This is a genomic window from Sporosarcina koreensis, from assembly GCF_042655825.1.
Lineage (GTDB): Bacteria > Bacillota > Bacilli > Bacillales_A > Planococcaceae > Sporosarcina > Sporosarcina koreensis.
Genome location: NZ_JBHSNP010000027.1, coordinates 217,425 through 237,518 on the forward strand (window position 1 = coordinate 217,425; position 20,094 = coordinate 237,518).

Sequence of the window (20,094 nt, forward strand, 5' to 3'; positions counted from 1 at the left end):
AAAATCACCTACCTAAAGATTGATACAACGTCCTGTACCGTTCGATGAACACACTTTTCCTATAAAATCGGCGGACACGTTCATAGCCGTTCCTCCCCATCGTCTCCCGCATCTTCGGATTGCGACAAAGTTTGACGAGCGCTTCGGCAATCTTTTCGTAATGAAGGACTGGACAAATGATACCGGCAGGCTTATCGTCACCCGACTTCCCTAACAGAAGCTCCTTGCAGCTGCCGACATTCGTTGCGACGACAGGCTTCCCGTTTGCCATCGCCTCCAATATGGCCAATGGCTGCCCTTCGCTTATACTCGTCAAAACGATCATATCCATGTTGCCGACATACTCCTTCACGTTGACTTGCCCCGTGAAGATGATATTTTTGACACCAAGAGATGAGACGAGCTGCAGACATTCCTCATAATACATTTCTTCCTCATCCGCCGAACCCATAATATGGAGTTCAGCATTCGGAATTTCCTTTTCGACAAGCGCGAAACTATGGATCATCGTCTTAATATCTTTGATTGCAACGACCCGGACAATTGCGCCGATACGGATGACTCCATCGTCAGGGACAGCCGGAAGTGCTGCATACTGTCCGACTTCCACCCCATTCGGAATGATGCTGATTTTCTCCTCCGCACATCCCATCTCCACTTCGATTTCCATATTGCGGTGGAACAGCGTGATCACCTCGTCCGCCGCATCATAAATGGCGCTCGACAAATTATAGAAATAGCGAATCCATAAGTCCTTGAACTCCCCTTTTACCCAATCCGCCTTAATGATCTCCTCTTCCCTTTCCCGGGAATAAATTCCGTGTTCCGTCAGCAAAAGCGGTTTGCCGTGCAAGTGTTTCGCAAGCACACCGGCAATTCCCGCATAGCCGGTCGAAACACTATGATAAAGATCCGCCTCCGGAATCGTCTCACGAACGATGATCAGAAGAGGCTGGATCATTGAGTTGACAGTCCAAAACAAATCATTGAATGGAAGTGGATGACCCGTTTCTTCCGCCAATCCTTCCACAATATCCAAATAATCTTTACTCGAAAGGAAATCGATCGTATTTTCGAACATGCCGCTTCGCAATAAATCAAACACGCGCCCCCAATCCGTCGATGCCGTCCCGCCGATCAAGGAAGCGATATTAGCGAAGTCTCCATCCGAAACGTTAAACCGTTTTCCCCACTTCCCTTTTTCGATCTTGTAGGAATCCAAGCAGACTTCCTTCACCTCGACAAGATTTGGAGGAAACTCATATACGTACTGACCTTGCCGTTTCGAATCGGCATTGATGACGTAAATGATGAATTCATGCTCGTGCATCTCTGTCATCAATGTTTGGACCCACGTCGAAACGCCGCCTGTTACGTAAGGATAAGACCCTTCCGCAATCAAACAGATTTTCATCCAACTACCCTCCAAATTCCAGTTTGAACTCGGTGTCATAAACGTTGACAAGGAACACTCCCTCATCGATGCGTTTCACCGTACAATTCGTCAAGCGGCCGATTTTACGTTCAGTCCGTAAAATGAAATACATATTTGCGTCTTGACCCGACAGCTCCCCTTCAATTCCGGTTTCCGTCACTGACCATTTCGCATCGGTTTTCATGACACGCGCCATATCAAGCGCTGCTTCCGTAGCGGTCATCGCACGCACCCATGGATACGTTTTTTCAACTCTCGCCATGTTTTCCTTGAATCCTTTGTAAATCTGCTCCCATGTCATGTTGTAGCTCCGATCCTCACTGATGGCGTCATCCGGATGAAGGAAGTTCGAATAAATGCCTACGGATGTCATCACATTCGCTTCCGCCCACCTGTCAAACGGCCTTTCGGTATAGCCGGAAGTGACACGCGGCATTTCAATGACCCCATCCGGTGCGATTTCGTATTCCTGCACATAGGCTGCATTCGTCTCATCCTCGATAAAAAGCGCGGCAATTACTTTTAACTCGGGCCATGCCTTTTTCAACGCCTCCCGTCCTTCAGCCGAGAGGACATTGGAAGGCGGCACATAGGATGTGACCGTGTAATTCGGAAACGAACCTTTCGTGAACTCCAATACTTCCTCGATGGAAGCCACCATGTTTTGCCCGTTCTCCCACGTTTTGTAGTCGAACTGGGCGGCAATTCTGGCATCTCGGTTGAGCGGCTGGTGATTGTATCCGTGGATCCCCAACTCCCCTCCGCTCTTGATGATTTCGCGGCCATACGAGATGAGATTCAACCGGGATGCATCCACCGGATACGCAAATGGCGGATTGACGTCATCCCCATACGTCTCGATGAGCACTCCCGTGTACCGCAAATTGTGCCGTTTCGCGACTTCCAGCATATTCGGCCACCAAATCTCCCGATAAAATGTCGGCAAGTCTTTTTCATATTGCTCGTAAATGGCCGCATTCCTTCCTTTGGCAATCGGCGCAGGAAAATCATCGATGAAAAAGACTTTCGAGTTGTAAACCGGGTACATGGAATCCGGCTGCAACATGCTGATTGCCCCCGTAAGGAAGCCGCGATTCAATTTTTCCTCAAACATCGTTCCGTTATGGACGATAATCGCCCCTTTACCAAGTTCCGTCCTCCACAGGATTGGAATTCCTTCGGGCGTTTTCGCCAGGAGCTTCGCATGATCATCGAGCGAGATAAGCAAAGAAGAGTTGTAGATGAAATGATCTCTGATTTCCCAGCCATCTTCCCCGATCAATACATTGGAGACGAGATCGAGTCCATACGAACCCACTTGGTAGCCGTATGAGGAGATGCCCAACTTCCGGTACAGGACAAGAAACTCAGCATCCGGCTCCAACGCTGTCATCATTAACACATAGCCTCCATCGGCGACGTACTCCTCCAATTCCCTCTCACTTCCCGCCATGCCAAGGTGGTCGATCGCGAGAAGAACGACGTCGCAAGCTGCATAATCAATTGTTTGCACGTCCAGATTGATGCTCGTCGTATCAAGCTTCATATGGGTCAACGTCTTCTCGGCATTTTGTTTCAGCTTCACGCTCGTTTCGTCGGATGGCGTATATGCGATGCAATAAAGGGAGCTCCTTCCTTCTGCCGATAGTTCTCCCTTTTCATCCACAACCGTACGAAGTTCATCCATTTGATGAAGCAGGTCGTCATTCTGTTGAAAAGTCAACACGAATTGTGAACGGGCGATGAGGAAGAAGACGCCCGATGCAAGCACCATAAAAAGTACGATGTAAACACTTTTAGCAAAGTTCACCTTCATTACCAGACTTCCCTTCCGACCAATATCTGACAATCTTGATTCCACGATTCGTTAAGATGACTGGGGAGTCCTTGACCGCTTGAATCATCTGTTGCAATGCGGTAGGTGAGTTGATGGTGTAATAAAGCCGGATTAAATATAAATAAGGTTCTTCCCGCTCCGGGTACCGGTTCAAGTAGGCTAGACCCGTCTGTTCAGCTTCCGTATAGTCGGCACATTCGATTTCAGCTAGCATTTTTTCTTCGTACTCGTTTCCGACATCTCCGTCATGCCCGGCAATGATTTTCCGGAGCACATCGATGTATTCGCTTCGATAAATGCGGAGTGTATTTTCATCCATGAATCCGCTGTTCATATATAGCTTGAGCGCATCGCGATATTCGCACGCCACCCTTACATCATCGGGGTGACGTACGAATTCATCGGATAGCCGCCGGATTGTCAGCGACTGTTTCCTTTTAACTTCCATGATTGCACTTACTGCATAATGGGAAGTTTCCGTATCTTCATTTTCGACCGCGGTTTTGATGACACCGATGAAACGGGCGGCATCATCCTTCAACACGTCAATCATGATTTGCCTTCTCGTGGCGTGATCATTGACGAGCAGCGCCTCTTCAATGGCGACGACATCGGTCTCTTTCCTCTTATTCACCTTTTCATGGATATCCTCCCCTTTGATGAGGATATCTTCATCCAACCGGGCCATATAGCGCCCGAACTCGCCATCGTCATTCCGGATTGCCCGTTTCGGCCAAACGGATGCGAACGACCAGCCAATGACAGGAACGAGGCAGACGACGGCGACCCCTAGCAGCCATTCCTTCCGGGAACCGCGGTGCAGAAGGGCAAGAAGCAAAGCGGAAATGATTGCATAGGCGACATAGATGTAAAGCATATCAACCCCCTCCTCCTGCCCTCGCTTCTTCGAATTTCATGGCGCGGGACAAGGCGGTTCCCGCCATATCCGCGACAATCGTCAACACGTTTTCCATATAGAGCGTCATTTGGTCGAAGCCGAGCCCTTTCACACAAACGACGGCAACTATTTTTCCGTTATGCCGGATAGGGGCCGCCATCATCGGCGCGGAGGCATCCAGCCCTTTATTCACAAATAAAGATCCTTTCTCAAGGATGTGCCGGAGGAAAGCATGATCGGCAACTTTCATGGGGATTGCAGATCGCCCGACCCGTTGACCCGAACGTGCAAGTTGACGAGCGTGCTGGCGATTCCCGCTCAACATGAGGAAGGATACTTCTTTTGCATGCATCACTTTCTGCACGACTTGCACAGTTTGCATATGCACCGTTTCCGGGTCGAACCCGTCGAGCTCCTTTAAAAGCGTATGCACCTTGCCAAAGCTGTCTTCATCTGTAAGAATTCTGCGCCGCAGCGCGTTTTTCACTTCCAGCACGTCCTCATGCACTTCATTCAACAAGGCATATTTCACTTCCAAACGTTGAACCTGTTCCTTCTGCGCCAAAATCATATTATTTTTCCGCTGAACTGCATAACCGGTGACGAGTGCAGTGAATAAGTAAATGATCGACTGGAATAAAAACGCAGTATCATATAAGAGCGAGATGAATTCCCTGCCATCCGCTAACCTGTCATAGAGCATGAGCAAAATCGACAACCCGGCAGCCAAAACTGCTTGCCGTTTGCCGTACAGAATGCCGAGCACAACGATGTAAATGACGATGGCCACTCCGACCGACTGCTGCATCCCCAGATTTCCATTAACAAAGAAAAACGCGATGACAAAGAAAGCGAGCAAGTTTTCGATATATGGTTTGGCAGTCTTGAAAGCCACGGAAGATAGGAAATTTCCTTTTTGACGCGCCTCTTTCTTTTCTTCCTTTTCCTGCTGCGCTTGAAAGTACGTATACGTTCGCTTCAGCCCTTCCTCCAAGTCGTAGAGAGGGGCCCAGTCGAGATGGTTCCTCAATTTTTCATTGCTTAGAGAGGACCTTTGGATATCCTCATCCCGTTTCGGCAAGTACTCCACTCCGCCTGAACCGTGCAAGGAAATGAGGGTGTTGGCAAGCGCGTTCACAGTTGTTTCGGTGTTGGTCGACAAGTTATAAACACCCGTCAAATCCGAATGGGATGCCCGGAAAAGCGCATCCGCCACATCTTCGACGTAAATGAAATCGCGCGTCTGCTCACCGTCGCCGAAAATATTCAATGGCTGATCCACAAGCAAATTCGAATGGAATTTAGCCACCACACCCGCTTCCCCGTCACTTCCCTGCCTCGGGCCATACACATTCGAAAACCGGAAACAGACCGTATCCAACCCGTATAACTGTCTCCACTTTGCGCAATACAACTCGCCAGTCCACTTGCTCATCCCATACGGTGAAATTGGATTGGCCGCCTCCCCTTCCTTCAGCGGAAGCCGCGCGCGCGTCCCATACACCGCCGCAGTGGAAGCAAACAAAAACTTACTCACCTTGTACTTCTCCGAAAGCGTCAGCATATTCACAAGACCAAGCACATTCGCCTCCGCATCCGCCTTCGGATCCTTCACGGACGCTGGCACACTCGCCTGCGCCGCCAAATGGACGACAACATCAAACGGAAATGACCGGAACACCTCCTCACAAGCTGTATCTACGACAGAAAGATCATAGCTTTTATGCTTGCAAGCCACCCGATCCCGTCGACCCGTCGAAAAATCATCAATAATGTAAACCTCATACCCCTCTTTGTAAAACCGATCCGCCACATGCGACCCAATAAACCCATACCCGCCTGTAATCAGGACTTTCATCCATTCACCTTCTTCAATCGAAAAATAGCAAGCAAGTCTAACCTCCAACCCACGACAAAGGACCAACAAACCTCCCACAATATATGAAGCCCTAAACTAAAATAGGACTACACTAGATATATGTTCTTTTTTTTGTGGTGCCTGTGCATGGTGCATTTATGACAATTCGGTTTTGGGTATAAAAATGTAAAAGGAAGCCAACCAAACGTTGATTTGGCTGACTTCCTGTTTATTTGTATGCAATTGTAGTGAATAAGCAAAATAGTACGCTGCACAGGCTCCGATTCATATGTGGACCGCTTCGCTATTGCTATTATTCTCTTCGAACGAATTAGCTTTGGGTGAATACACTATATAGAACAGAATGAGTGAGGTGGGGATTTTGCAACAGGGAATGATAACACCTGAGGAAAGGTTAACCGGACCTGTATTGATCTTGATAGGTGCGTTAGTAAGCTTAACAGGTTTGTTTATTAACTTTCATATTGCTTTAACTGAGTACAGAACGCGAACGAGCACTACATTGGAACGTCCACTTTATTAGGTTATAATCCAAAAAGAAGCTAGTCAAAAGTTCTAATGACTAGCTTCCTTGTTTACGAATATACAATTATAGTGAAAAAGCAAAATTGTGCGCTGGACAGGCACCGCTTAAATCCCTACCGGCACAATGTACATCCCGGCTTCTGCATCACGTTTCACAACTACGTTAACACCGTAGATGTCGTGGATCAGGTCGGCAGTGATGATGTCTTCCGGCTTGCCTTTGGCGGCGATTTGACCGTCCTTCATGACGATAATGACATCGCTGTATTTGATGGCTTGGTTGATGTCGTGCAAGACCATGACGATGGACATGCCATGCTGTTTATTCAAACTGCGGATAAGCTCGAGCAGTTCGTATTGGTAGAAAATATCCAAGTACGTTGTCGGTTCATCCAAAAACAGATACGGCGTTTGCTGTGTCAGCGCCATAGCGATCCAGACGCGTTGCATTTGGCCGCCGGATAGGCTGTCAATCGGCATATGCCGCTTATCGAGCAGGTTCGTGCTTGCGAGCGCCCATTCGATTGCCTCTTCATCCTTATCAGTCGAAGAAGTGAAGAAGTTCTTATGCGGAATCCGCCCGTACGCTGTCAGCTTTTCCACCGTCATATCGGAAGGCGCATTATTTTGCTGGTGAACAACAGCTAACCGTTGCGCCAGCTCCTTCGGTTTAAAATCACGCAACGACTTCCCATCCAACAGCACGTCCCCATTTTGCGGCTGATGGTGATTGGACAAAACGCCCAACAACGTCGATTTCCCGCATCCATTCGGCCCGATGATCGTCGTCACTTTTCCGATGTCGATTGAGCTGTCAATCCCATGCAGCGTGTCCCTCTTCTTGTCGTATGAAAATGTGACTTCATTAATGTCCATAAATGCGATCACTCTTTCTCAGCAAGAATATGAGGAATGGCCCGCCGATCACCGCCATAATGATGGATGCCGGGATTTCATTCGGCGCGATCAACGTCCTACCTAATGTATCCGCTAGTAAAATCAACAGCGCGCCCGCCAACGCGGAAAACGGGATCAGCACTTTATGGTCATTGCCGACAAGCGTCCGTCCGATATGCGGAACGAGCAACCCAACAAACGCAAACATGCCCGCAACCGTTGTCGCAATCGAAGCCAATAAAACCGCGATGATTGAAATGACGAATCGCGCCAAGTTCACATTGACGCCAAGACTTTTCGCAGTCCGGTCTTCAAGCGACAAATAATTGCACCATCTAAAAACGAAAAACGCCAGCACCAGCCCGATCGCCCCATAAAGCGCGAGCACTTCCACTTCGCTCCATTTTTTCATCGTCAGCGTCGACGTCGTCACTTGGCTCATTGCCTGCGTAATCCCGTTCCCGCTAAACCCAATCGCCTGCCCGAGTCCAGTGAACAGCGCGTTGACCGCGATCCCGATCAAAATCATCCGCAGCGGATCCAAGCCCGACTTCCACGATAATGAATACACTATGAAAAACGCCAGCGCACCGCCGATAAACGCAAACAGCGGCACGAAAAAGAACAATGTCGGGAACATCGCAATCACCAGCACTGACATGAAGCTCGCACCCGCGGAAACACCGATGATTCCGGGGTCCGCCAACGGGTTGCGCATGACTGCCTGCAGCAAAACGCCCGCCACAGACAACGCCGCCCCCGCGAACACTGCAATCAAAATCCGCGGCAGCCGCAAGTCTTTAATGATAGCGACATCGTCGTTCGCTCCCGTCAAAAGCCCATGAATCAATTCGAAAGGCGTCACCGAAATGCTGCCCGTCAATGTGGATTGGACGAAAACAAACGCCAACAACAAGGCAACAACTATGAAACTGAAGGTTTTCCGATTGATTCCCGACATGATTTTACCTGCCTTCATTTCGATTCATGCAATATCTTCATTAACTCATCGAGCGCATCCGCCGCGGCCAAATTGCCCGTCGTGCCGAACAGCGTCTCCTCCAAATCATAAACGCGCCCATTCTTCACCGCATCGAAATGTTTCCACACATCATTCGTACGGAATTCCTTATCAAACATCTCGATCACCTGCTCAGGCATGCCGTGCGCCGCCCGCAAAATGACATCCGGATCCGTCTGCTGCAAATATTCCGTATTGGAGGAAATAAACTCAACATCCTCGCCCGTAATGACATTCACGCCGCCAGCCCGCCTCACGAGATCCCCGATGTACGAATGCTCCGTTGCGACCAGGTAGCTTCCCGGAATCCCCATGAGAATGAGCACGGAAGGCTTCTCTTTCCCTTCAATCGCCTTCTCGATTGCAGCGGCCTTCTCCTCGAACTGCGCGACAATCGCTTCTGCCTGCTCCTTCCGGTCGTACTTCTCACCGATTTTCAAGATTTCTTCGTGCATCGCGTCGATGCTTTCGAGGTTCACATACGTCATATCGATCCCGCGTTCCTCAAACATTTCTTGCAAGTCATATTTCAACGTTGTCACCGAATAGATTTCTGTCGGCTTCAACGACAGCAGCTTTTCCATGTCCGGGCTCATTGGGTTGCCGACTTTCTTCGCACCAGCGTACCGTTCCGGCAAATCCTTATAACTCGACGGGACACCTACCAAATCGATATCAAGCACGTCCATGATTTCCGTCAGCGCGACAGTTGTTGCAACGATTCGATCGCCGTCCTGCTCGCCGATTTCATTCGCAGTATTCCCCGCACTAGCCGAACAGCCGGCAAGCGCGACACTTACCAACAAGCCGAAAAGGCTGATCGCTTTTTTCATTCCAGCACAACTCCCTTAGTTTCGAGCACGTTTCCTTGCAAACATGAATACGATTGCGGCGATAAGTACTGCAGTAAGCACCATGATGGTGATGAAGAAGGAATTCGAGGATTTCTCATCTTTGACCTCTTCAATCGCAATCTCTTCAACAGCTTCGGCTACCTCAGCTGCTTCATCATCTAATGCCGTCTCCGTGTCAGCTTCTTCAGCCTCCGCGTCTTCTGAAGCATCTTCAGTTTCCGTGCTCAGTTCAGTCGCGTCTTCAGTTTTTTCCCCGGATTGTTCAGCTTTATCTTTTTCGGTTTCATTTACAGTCAACTTCTCTTCTTTTTTCGTGACACTTTCCGTCGTTGTGGCCGTCTCGGTTTTATTCACAGTTGGCGTTTGAGCCGGTTTTTGTACAGTCTTTTGAGCCGGCTTCGCCTCAGTCTTCGGCGTTTCAGGTTTTGTCACCTTAGCCGGAGGAGGCGTCGCTACCGGTTTTTCCACCGCAGGCGCCGGGATGGACGACGTATTGAAATTGAAGCGGATATCGTATTTATTGTCATATTCAAACCCCGGGATGCCTGTCACGATGATGTGGATTTTGGCATTGACCATTTTCGTCAGGTCAGACACCGTAAACCGTACGACACGCTGATCCCCTGATTCGCTCACCACTTGTACATCCGAAAAACTGCCGCCGTTCTGCACCTTAAAATATTGCCACCACGAGCTATTTTTCAACGTGACTGTCACCGTCGCCTTATCGTTCACCAACTGCACTTTCGCCGGACTGACCATGTAATCCGCCGTCGTAGACCGCTCGTTGCCGATATCCTTCAGCACAGTGAACGGCACGGAATATTCCCCGTCCGCAAACGTAGCAGCGGCCGCGTTTAACGGCATGACTGGAATGAAAAGCACTGTGACCAATGCAACCGCCATAGCAATAATAAGATTTCTTTTCATTTCAAACTCCTTTATTCTACACACAACGCCGGCAGTCACAAAGTGTGTGACGCCGGCATCAGAGTGAATTATTTAATCGTTTCAAGCATGTAGTAAAGCATTTTCACTGCATGCGCACGCGTCGCGGTCGCTTTCGGTTCAAACACTTTTTGGCCGTTCACAACGTTGCCGTCGACGATGCCAAGGCCAGCTGCCAATTGAACAGCTTCCTTCGCGTAGTTGCTCACGCTGCCCGCATCCGCAAATTTAACAGACGTGTCAACGTTTTTCACGAGTGAAGCATTTTTATATTCGATTGAACGGACAATCATCGCAACCATTTCCTGGCGAGTGATTTGTGCGTTTGGGTTGAATTTCCCGGCATCACCAAGAATAATTCCGGCACGGTTCGCCGCTTCCACTTCGTACACGTAACTTGTACCTTTCGTCAAGTCAGTGAACGTCCCTTGGTATTCCTTCTTTTCAAGATTCAATGCGCGGGAAATAATGCGAGCAAATTCCGCTCTCGTCATGTTGTCGTTAGGCGCAAACGTATCTGCCGTTTTACCTTTTACGATCTGCTTCGCAGCAAGAGCTTCGATGTAAGGTTTTGCAAATGTGTTGTTAATATCTTTGAATGTAACTTTTACTTCTTCTGCTACGGGCTTAAGGCTGCCCTTATCGAATGCAAGGCGAATTGTGTAATTTGCATTATGGTTCATAGCCGGAACGGAAACCGCCACTTTCGCGTCAATAATCTTCGAGAGATCAGCTACTTCGAATGATACCGTACGGCGGTTCGCTTCTTCATCCACGCTTACAACAGTCGCATCGACGAATCCGCCATCTTGCTCAACTTGAAATTCAGTGATTTGCTCATTGTTTGTCAATGTTACTGTAGCAATCTGCTTGCCGTCTTTTACCGACAATGCCGCTGGAGCTTCAATGTAGCGTGTCATTGAAGATTCCTTATCTTCTTTCTCATGCAATACTTTGAAGCCTATCGTGTAATCGCCATCTTTAACGGATGCTGCTGGTGTTTCAGGAGTTTCTGGTGCTTCTTCTTTCTCAGCTGGAGCTTTACTTGCATCGAATTGGAAACGGATATCATGCGTTTGATCATATTCACCGAGTCCAGGAATTCCAGTCACGATAATATGCGCTTTTGCATTCAAAATTTGTTTGACGTCTTTTAATTCAAACTTCACAAGGCGAGTCTGCTCTTCTTTGTTTTCGCTCACAATTTCAACGTCAACAAATTTGTCGCCATTTTGGATTTTCAGCGACTGCCAATACTGGCTATCCAAAAGTGTCATGTAGACAATTGTCTTTCCGCCTTCCACTTTCACTTGTGCAGGCGTTTTCACATATCTCCCTGCTACAGAAACTTCGTCCTTATTTTCATGCAACACTTTTAACGGAAGCTCATAGGACGCCTCCTGTGCAGCAGCCACTTCAGCAGCCGCTGGAAATGCAGGCATTGCTGTAAAGATCAGCAAGATTGCTGAGAATAAAACCATCAAATTCTTCTTCATTCTAGTACTCTCCTTTTCTACTTTTTCGACCCAAACAATCGCATTGCAACAAAAATTGTCGCTACAATCACAATTGCAGTCGCAATCCAAAACCATATTGTACTACCTGTGCTAACTGAGTCGATCCACTCTTGGTTCGTCTCCTTCAAGGAATCGGCGTCCACAGCAACACGCACGGTATACGCATGGTCATATGGGATCTCCAACTCATCGATCACGACATGCATCTTCACCGGAAACGGCTCGTCCAACTTACCATCCACATCCAGCTCAACGACACGCGTATCCGCCTCTTCGTCCTCGGCAACGACCTTTGCATCCGCAAATCCATCGCCGCTATGTACTTCCAGTTCCTGGACCCATTTACTATGATTCAACGTCAACTGCAAAACCTGCTTATCGCCATCCACCTTCAGCAACGCCGGCTTCTCGAAATAATCATTCGCAATCGACACCGAATCGGAATCGCCCTGCAGCAGCTCATACTCCACTGCATATACACCGTCGGACAACGGCTCCGCCCCTACAGGCAAAGACGCGATCGCCCACAACAGCAAAATAGCACCAAGCAAAGGCGCCACCCGTCTCCTCATTCAAACCCCTCTCCTACTAGTGAGAACTGTTATCAATTATTACAATCCCATCATAGGCCAAGAGCCCCCCATTTGAAAGCTCCCCCGCCACTATTCACATATTGTTCACAGAATAAAGACCGATTTGTGTCCACCCCCCTCCTTGTTGGTGCCTTTTTGTTGGTGCCTGTGCATGGTGCATTTATGACAATTCATCGGAATTAATATAAATGCAAAAATAAGACGGTCAAATATTAATTTAACAGGGTTTCCTGTTTTACTTTATGCAATTGTAGTTAATAAACTGAATTGTTCGGGTGCCTGTGCAAGGCGCAATTATGATAATTCTCCTGAGGGCATAAAAATACACACACCAGTCTATTAAATGTTATTTTGGAGGGCTTTCCTTTCCTCAAATATACAATTGTAGTTAATAAACTGAATCGTGCACTGCACAGGCACCGGTTTGGAAGGCACCTGTGTTGAAGTTATAATCCCCACTGATTATGTCAAGACTAGTCGATATCATTCGGGTGGGAGTTTTGGGTATGAATAAGGCTGGGTCGATTAGTATATTGCACGTCATTTTTTTATCGATGACAGTCATCGGGTTAAAAAATCATGTGACCATTATTCCATCGCTATTGGACGATGCAGGTCGTGATGGGTGGATATCCGTTCTCATTGCCGCAGTGGCGATGATTCCGTGGCTATTCCTTCTCGTGTACATTCATCGCAGCTCAAAACAGGTTTCGCTCACGGATTGGCTGCAAACAAAGATCGGCAAAGCCCCGACCACCATATTCCGGTATATCACAGCCATTTTTCTCTTTGTGATGGCCATCTTTACAATGGGAGAGACCGTTCAGTGGATTAAAGCGACGTTTCTTCCCAACTCCCCTTTAGTTCTTATGATTTTGATTTACACGATTCTATGTATCTTCCTTGCCGCCACAAATCTGCAAACGATTGTCATGGTAAATGTCGTCGTCTTATTTTGGGTCGTCATCCTCGGTATTTTTGTCGCAATCACGAATATCCAAGTGAAGGATTATGCATTGCTGAGACCCTTCTTAGAACACGGATTCAAACCTGTCATCTCTTCAGCGGTGTATCCGGCTTCCGGCTTCGTCGAACTTCTGCTATTCCTGTTCATCCAGCAAAACGTGAAAGGCAAATTCCGCTGGTATCATTATGCGGTCATGCTCTTCATCCTGCACAATTTGACGATGGGGCCGCTCGTTGGAGCAATTACAGAATTCGGGCCTGACGAAGCCGCAAAGCAAAGGTATCCTGCTTATGAGGAATGGGGGCTCGTTACCATCGGACGATTCATCCAGCACCTTGACTTCCTCTCCATTTACCAATGGCTGACTGGCGCCTTCGTACGTGTGTCTTTCATTCTGTACGTCGTCACGGATTTGTTGCAAATCAAAGGCGACCGTATACAGATTTGGCGAATACTAGCTCCAGCATTCTTCTTCATGAGCTTGGCGCTTTTACTATTACATGACCATATTTTCCTTAAAATAAAAGGTGATTATCTATTAATCGCCACATTCTTCTTCATGCTAGGGCTTACGCTCTTTTTGACAATCACGGCGTCAATCAAAAAAGGAACAGCAAAAGAAGGGTAAACCTAACTAGAAAATGGTGAGTGCAATGGACATCGCATCGTTAAGACAAACATTCGAGAAGTCGGCAGATATTCATTTTCAAACTTACACATTCAATGGCTCTACAGTGGCCTTTATTACTTGTGAGGCAATGATCGACCAACAACTCTTACAAGAAGTCATCGTGCCCCGTGTCGGCCATTTCGTCAGCAACTTGGAAGAGAAGCCAATCGAAAGTACGATTGAATCGGAACTTCACATCCCCGATTTAAAAGCGGGGCATGACTTGGAAACCATCATTCCCCTCGTCTATACAGGGCATGTTTTATTATTTTTTCAGGATTCCGGAATTCTTTACACAAGCAATATCGCCAAAAAACCGAATCGCAGTCCAGAGGAAACTCGATTGGAAGTGCCTGTCAAAGGCCCTCGCGACAATTTCATCGAAGACGTGGCCGTCAATATCGCCTTAATGAGGAAAAGGCTGCCAACCAACTCATTATGCGTTGAAAAATTCGAGTTGGGGAGACGCTCAAAAACAACTGTCGCCCTTTTATATTTCGATGATATTGCGAATAAAGAGATTTTGCATGGCATTCGGAGGCAGCTTCAGAAAGTCGATATCGACATCGTAATCAGCCCTACACTTCTAATGGAACTTGTCAATAAAAGCTCCACCCTTTTCCCACGGATCGATTATACGGGACGCCCGGATAACGCCGTTCAGTCGCTTGTGAGGGGCCGATTCCTGATTTTTGTTGACGGAGCTGCATACGGCGTCGTTCTGCCCGTCAACCTGTTTTTGCTTGTAAAGACGGGGGAGGACAACGAAACACCTCCCCTCTATGGTTCCATGGAGCGTGTAATGCGCATATTCGGGATGTCAGTCGGTTTGGCGTTACCTGCATTTTGGCTTGCGTTGACAACCTATCATCAGAATCAGCTGCCGGTACAATTATTAGCGACAGTCGTACAGGCAAATACAGGGCTCCCGCTCCCTTCATCGATTGAAATGCTGCTTATGCTGCTCATGTTCGAACTGTTCCGGGAAGCCGGTTTGCGTCTGCCGACAGCGTTAGGCGGGACAATCGGCGTCGTCGGCGGCTTGATCATCGGGGATGCCGCCATTCGGGCAGGCATTACAAGTCCCGCGATGATCGTCGTAATAGCCATTTCAACAATTTCAACATTTACATTGGTCAACCAATCGCTCGTCAACGCGGTGAGTTTATTGCGGATTTGCTTCATCCTACTCACTGCACTATTAGGCTTGTTCGGCCTACTTATGTCCGTTTTCCTGACACTTGTGTTCTTATCAAACATACGGACTTTCGGCATTCCTTACATCAACGTTTCAACCGACTTAAGTTTTAAGACAATCATGAAGTCGTTTTTCCGGCTGCCCCAACCTTTTTATACAACACGGCCTAAAACGATGAAACCGACAGACCCAACACGTATGAAGAAGGTGGAGAAGGATGTATAAAAAAATGGCCGCCTTACTGCTGTTGCTAGCTACATTGACCTTATCCGGCTGTTGGGATAATAATGAACCCGAAAGAATGTTGTATGTCAATGGCATCGGCATCGACTATAAAGACGGTAAGTACGAGCTGTATGTCCAAATCATTAATTTTGCAAATACCGCTAAATCAGAGCAGCCGGCAAATCCCGACACACCACAAGCCGAAGTCGGACATGCCTCAGGAAAATCATTGGATGAAGCCATTTCCAATCTCTATAACACGATCGATCAAAAGGTTTTCTGGGGGCACTTATCCTACTTCGTCTTTTCGGAAGAAGCAATTAAAGAAGTGAAATTAAGTCCAGTCATCGACCTGTTTATCCGTTACCGAGAAACACGCTACCAAATATGGTTATACGCAACAAAAGATCCAGTGGAGGAAGTTCTATTAGTAAAACCCGTCATCAACAAAGCCATCACGTTGTCAAAGTTAGGGGATCCACACAACTCTTACGAACAGGAGTCATTCATTAAACCTGCTAATATCCGGGAATTGCTCATTCAATTGAATGAACCTAGCCACGAAGCCCTGATTCCGCTCATTACGATCAAAGACAATTGGAATTCAATAAATGAAACAATAAAAGCCCCCGATTTCGCAGGGGCAGGAATCGTTACCCCCCATGGCTTCAAAGGCTTCGTCGAAGGAGAGAAAGCAAGAGGGATCAGATGGATGTCGAACGATACAATGAGAACGGGAATTACCGTTCAAACGGAAAGCGGAAGCTACATCTCCCTCATTATGGAAAAGATAAAGGTGAAAATCAAACCTGTGATTGTAAATGGAACAGCGAAATTCGACATTTCTGTATCTGCCAATGGGCTTGTCAATACGATTACCGACGAAGTCACTCCGAAGGAAATCGAAAACCTCGTGAAAAAGGAAATGGAAAAACAAATTCGCACAACCTTCAAGGAGGCCTTAAACATAGACTCCGACATCTATCGACTATCCGAGCAACTCTACCGTAAAAACGTAAACGAATGGAAACGGCTCCACAAAGACGGCAAAGTCGAACTTACCGAGGATTCAATCCAAAACATCACCATCACCATTAACAAGCTATCTTCCGACCGAAAATCATTTGAACGCACCATTCACTGATTTCCCTGCAAGGGAGATGAACTGACAATAGGTGGTTAGGGAGTGTAAAATGAAATAAAAATAGGTAAATGGGGAACGACGAATGATGAAAACACAACAGAAAGCGCCTATATGGAAGTTGTTTGCCCGCGGCGCAATGGTTATGCTTGGAGCAGTCATTGCGGCTTACGGGTTGGAATCCGTGTTGATTCCGAACAAGGTATCTGATGGAGGTGTGACAGGTCTAAGTATCGTCGGATCAGAACTATTCGGCTTTCCACTAGGTCTTCTCATTGCAAGCTTGAACATTCCTTTTATATTTTTAGGGTACAAACAGATCGGGAAAACGTTTGCCCTTTTCTCCGTTCTCGGGATTTCCACACTGGCGATCAGCACGAGCTTGATGCACCATGTACCGACGATCATTCACGGCGATACGCTATTGATCACAGTCGTTGGCGGAATTATCCTCGGTTTCGGAATGGGTCTGGCGTTACGAAACGGGGGCGCACTTGACGGAATCGATATGCTGGCTGTCTTGCTTTCCCGAAGAATGCCCTTCGGTACGAGTGACTTGATTCTCTTCCTGAACGTCTTCGTTTTCGCAATCGTCTCGACTGTTTTCGGACTCCAAGGCGCCTTCCTCTCCGCAATCGCTTATTATATCGCGACCAAAGTGATTAGCATTGTCGAAGAGGGGCTGAGCGGTTCCAAGATGTATAAAATCATTACGAATGAGCCAGAAGATATGGTAGAAACCATCCGCGACCGTCTTGGCCGGAGCGCGACGTACAGCATCGTTCAAGGTGCTTATTCCCACGAACAGTTCAAGGAAATCACATGCATCATCAACCGGCTGGAAGATAGCAAAATGAAGGAAATCATCCTCGAAATCGATCCGTCCGCATTCGTCACCGTCTACGAAGTCGCCGAAGTCCGCGGCGGCAACTTCAGCAAGCGCAATATCCATTAACGAATTGTGTGGGAATTGTGTGGGTGCCTGTGTAAGGTACATTTATGACAATTCATTGGGATTTATATAAATACAAATGGAAGCCGATCAATTGTTGACTTGATCGGCTTCCATGTTTTTATTTATGCAATTGTAGTAAATAAACTGAATTGTGTTGGTGCCTGTGCAAGGTACATTTATGATAATTCACCAATATGTATATAAATAAGAAGGAAAGCTAATCAAATAACGATTTAATTATCTTCCTATTTTTAAATATACAATTGTAGCGAATAAACTGAATTGTGTACTGCGCAGGCACCGCCTTAAGCAACGATTTAAAGCTTCGCCAGTTCATCCAGAAATGCTGGACGATTTTTGTATGTCTGCTCAAGCTCCCCCGCCACTTTCATTTGGACTTCCCGTCCGGCTAATTTCCCAAAGCGCTTCAGCAGTTGGCACACTTGAATATATTCTTTGCGGTTGAATGAATTTTCCGCGGCCACTTTCACTTTGTATTCGAACAGCCGGATCGCCTCTTCTTTATGCGACCCTACAAGATATTTCCAATAATGCTCGACCAATGAAGGATTCTCACGGACATATTCAAGGATGGAGTCAACGTCATTTTCGGCCTCAATGAGCTTAACAAACATCAATTTATTTTTCACTGCCAATTCTTGCTTCATTTCTTCATAAAAAGCTTTCTTCTCCGATACTAGATCCTTTAATTCCCAATAAAATTCAAATTCTCCTTCTATCAGTAATTCACGACCTATTTTCATTTGCTCTTCAATAGATTTCAAATGTCGATACGCCTTGTAGCGCCATTTCTTCCACCGCGCCACCAAGCCACGATAGTCCTTGTCCAATCTCTCCCCTTCAGACGCTAGTGCCAACACGTTTTCAAAGTTTCCGGCCTTCATTTCATATTGCATTAACCGTTTCCGAAATGTTGGATAGTTCAAATTCTCCTGTAAGAATTGCCTTGCTTCCTCCGTCGTGCCGTAGGATTCAATGATGTCATACATCAAGTTGTGGATCCGTTCATTTGCATACCGGCCATAATCATTTGCAGACGAATCCTCGATCATTGTTTCCAATTCATTCATCAATCTCTTACGCATCTGTTCATTTCCTGCAAACTCCATACAGATGGCAAGTACGTCAATTCGGAAGTCATCCCAGCCTTCAAATATATCGGATTTCGATAAATGAATGAGCTTATCCAGCAACTCGGTTTGTTCATTCCATTCTAATGTTTCATGCGCAATCGCAGACATCTTTTTGATCGTTACATCTATTAAATAACCGATATCGCCATTTGAATCATCCGCATATTGAAAGGCCTTCATCCCTTCACTCAAAAGCATCCGTGCAATTTCAAAGGAAATCAAAGGATCATTCAATCTCTCTGTTTTATGTAGGACACCAGTCAATTCTTCCGTAAAGTCGCCAACATTTTTATATGTAATAAACCCATCTCTGCCACTATATTTCTCGATAATCGCGTCCACCAACCTCTTGCAGCGATCAATTTCCCACTTCACATCATCGTAGACGGAGTAGTTGAAAAGCAACCCGTTATGTAATACCGGATCATTTTCTGCCAAATCGATCAGAATATCAACCAGCTTTTCTTTGGACAGATTTTCAAGGATCACTTTCAAATCCAATTCACTGGCTTCCTTGGGAAAATCTTCATCTTTCAGTCTGTCAATCAACTCATAATAAACGGCAACCTCATGCTTGCAAACCATTCCCATAATATACGGACAATCACAGTAAGACGAAAGGATATTGCCCTCTTCATCAAGCTCGACGGCAATCTCGTACATGTCCGCCCCCTTAACGACCGCTGTATATCTACGGTTTCCCACGCGCGCAAGCTCGGCAACAAAACCCGCTTCATAATATTCAAAACCGCGATCGACGATAGTGGAGCTTACCGCCTCTTCAAAATCATAAAGATTCATCGCCCTTCCCCCTCACCTTATTCCCACACCTACCTCTACTATACCTAATACGACACCCATCCAGAAAGTCCTTTTAAATTCGTGTTGGTGGCTGTGCAAGGAGCATTTATGACAATCACCAATATGTATATAAATAAGAAGGGAAGCTAATCAAATGATGATTTGATTAACTTCCCATTTTCAAATATACAATGGTAGCGAATAAACTGAATTGTATTTTGCACAAGCACCTATTTTTCACCGTTCGCACGCAATTCCATCTTTGTCGCGGTCCATCCCTTTGTGCACATTATAGATTTCAGCCGACACGAAAGGCTTGTACTTTGTTTTTCCGCCTACGTTTTTAACTTTAGCATTTTTGGCTACGCCGCCTGGATACGTTTTATTCAATTCGGTGCAGTTTTTGAACTTCGCAGGGGCGGCGTTGGCTGAGTGGATTGGCATTGAGGCAATTAGGAATGCAAGGGACATAGCAATAAGTCCTGTTAAAATCCTTTTCATTTTCATCTCTCCAATTACAATTATTTGCAAATAATTGTAACACGAAATTCTAATTAAGCTATACGAATTTTCATTAAT

General features: G+C 46.7%; 16 protein-coding genes. 4 read left to right on the forward strand and 12 right to left on the reverse strand.

Features of this window, described 5'->3' with window-relative positions:
• Positions 1–4: 4 nt before the first annotated feature.
• The 10 genes from pelF to ACFPTP_RS13775 all read right to left on the reverse strand — a co-directional run bounded on the left by pelF (position 5) and on the right by ACFPTP_RS13775 (position 12,383).
• Positions 5–1,414 (reverse strand): GT4 family glycosyltransferase PelF, encoded by a 1,410-nt coding sequence (gene pelF, locus ACFPTP_RS13730; RefSeq protein WP_381445887.1) that lies wholly within the window; start codon positions 1,412–1,414, stop codon positions 5–7.
• A 4-nt stretch (positions 1,415–1,418) separates the two neighbouring features.
• On the reverse strand, positions 1,419–3,251 hold the full coding sequence (locus ACFPTP_RS13735) for a DUF2194 domain-containing protein (RefSeq protein ID WP_381445889.1): 1,833 nt from the start codon (positions 3,249–3,251) through the stop codon (positions 1,419–1,421).
• Positions 3,232–4,149, reverse strand: a complete 918-nt coding sequence (locus ACFPTP_RS13740; protein WP_381445891.1) for a hypothetical protein — start codon at positions 4,147–4,149, stop codon at positions 3,232–3,234. Before ACFPTP_RS13740 ends, ACFPTP_RS13735 begins: the two co-directional genes overlap by 20 nt.
• 1 nt (position 4,150) lies before the next feature.
• The gene (locus ACFPTP_RS13745; RefSeq protein ID WP_381445893.1) at positions 4,151–6,028 is read right to left on the reverse strand and encodes an NAD-dependent epimerase/dehydratase family protein; all 1,878 of its coding nucleotides are present in this window, start codon (positions 6,026–6,028) and stop codon (positions 4,151–4,153) included.
• A 651-nt stretch (positions 6,029–6,679) separates the two neighbouring features.
• Positions 6,680–7,450: an ABC transporter ATP-binding protein gene (locus ACFPTP_RS13750; RefSeq protein WP_381445895.1), complete on the reverse strand. Its 771-nt coding sequence runs from the start codon at positions 7,448–7,450 to the stop codon at positions 6,680–6,682.
• The gene (locus ACFPTP_RS13755; RefSeq protein WP_381446076.1) at positions 7,440–8,423 is read right to left on the reverse strand and encodes a FecCD family ABC transporter permease; all 984 of its coding nucleotides are present in this window, start codon (positions 8,421–8,423) and stop codon (positions 7,440–7,442) included. The genes ACFPTP_RS13750 and ACFPTP_RS13755 overlap by 11 nt, the downstream gene beginning before the upstream one ends.
• A 23-nt stretch (positions 8,424–8,446) precedes the next feature.
• On the reverse strand, positions 8,447–9,325 hold the full coding sequence (isdE, locus tag ACFPTP_RS13760; protein WP_381445898.1) for a heme ABC transporter substrate-binding protein IsdE: 879 nt from the start codon (positions 9,323–9,325) through the stop codon (positions 8,447–8,449).
• A gap of 15 nt (positions 9,326–9,340) precedes the next feature.
• Positions 9,341–10,276: an NEAT domain-containing protein gene (locus ACFPTP_RS13765; protein ID WP_381445900.1), complete on the reverse strand. Its 936-nt coding sequence runs from the start codon at positions 10,274–10,276 to the stop codon at positions 9,341–9,343.
• A gap of 68 nt (positions 10,277–10,344) precedes the next feature.
• Positions 10,345–11,790, reverse strand: a complete 1,446-nt coding sequence (locus tag ACFPTP_RS13770) for an NEAT domain-containing protein (RefSeq protein ID WP_381445902.1) — start codon at positions 11,788–11,790, stop codon at positions 10,345–10,347.
• Positions 11,791–11,807: 17 nt separating this feature from the next.
• Positions 11,808–12,383, reverse strand: a complete 576-nt coding sequence (locus ACFPTP_RS13775) for an NEAT domain-containing protein (RefSeq protein ID WP_381445904.1) — start codon at positions 12,381–12,383, stop codon at positions 11,808–11,810.
• A gap of 527 nt (positions 12,384–12,910) precedes the next feature.
• On the opposite strand from ACFPTP_RS13775, the gene ACFPTP_RS13780 reads away from it, so the two are divergent.
• The 4 genes from ACFPTP_RS13780 to ACFPTP_RS13795 all read left to right on the forward strand — a co-directional run bounded on the left by ACFPTP_RS13780 (position 12,911) and on the right by ACFPTP_RS13795 (position 17,560).
• Entirely contained in the window at positions 12,911–13,999 is a 1,089-nt protein-coding gene (locus tag ACFPTP_RS13780; RefSeq protein WP_381445906.1) for an endospore germination permease, read from the forward strand.
• A gap of 25 nt (positions 14,000–14,024) precedes the next feature.
• Positions 14,025–15,464: a spore germination protein gene (locus ACFPTP_RS13785; RefSeq protein WP_381445908.1), complete on the forward strand. Its 1,440-nt coding sequence runs from the start codon at positions 14,025–14,027 to the stop codon at positions 15,462–15,464.
• On the forward strand, positions 15,457–16,608 hold the full coding sequence (locus tag ACFPTP_RS13790) for a Ger(x)C family spore germination protein (protein ID WP_381445910.1): 1,152 nt from the start codon (positions 15,457–15,459) through the stop codon (positions 16,606–16,608). The genes ACFPTP_RS13785 and ACFPTP_RS13790 overlap by 8 nt, the downstream gene beginning before the upstream one ends.
• An 85-nt stretch (positions 16,609–16,693) precedes the next feature.
• Positions 16,694–17,560 (forward strand): YitT family protein, encoded by an 867-nt coding sequence (locus ACFPTP_RS13795; RefSeq protein ID WP_381446078.1) that lies wholly within the window; start codon positions 16,694–16,696, stop codon positions 17,558–17,560.
• A gap of 317 nt (positions 17,561–17,877) precedes the next feature.
• On the opposite strand, the gene ACFPTP_RS13800 is transcribed toward ACFPTP_RS13795, so the two are convergent.
• Together ACFPTP_RS13800 and ACFPTP_RS13805 are read right to left on the reverse strand one after the other, a co-directional pair.
• Positions 17,878–19,515 (reverse strand): SWIM zinc finger family protein, encoded by a 1,638-nt coding sequence (locus tag ACFPTP_RS13800; protein WP_381445912.1) that lies wholly within the window; start codon positions 19,513–19,515, stop codon positions 17,878–17,880.
• A gap of 237 nt (positions 19,516–19,752) precedes the next feature.
• A complete protein-coding gene (locus ACFPTP_RS13805) occupies positions 19,753–20,016 on the reverse strand; it encodes an excalibur calcium-binding domain-containing protein (protein WP_381445914.1) in 264 nt (87 codons plus the stop codon).
• Positions 20,017–20,094: the final 78 nt, after the last annotated feature.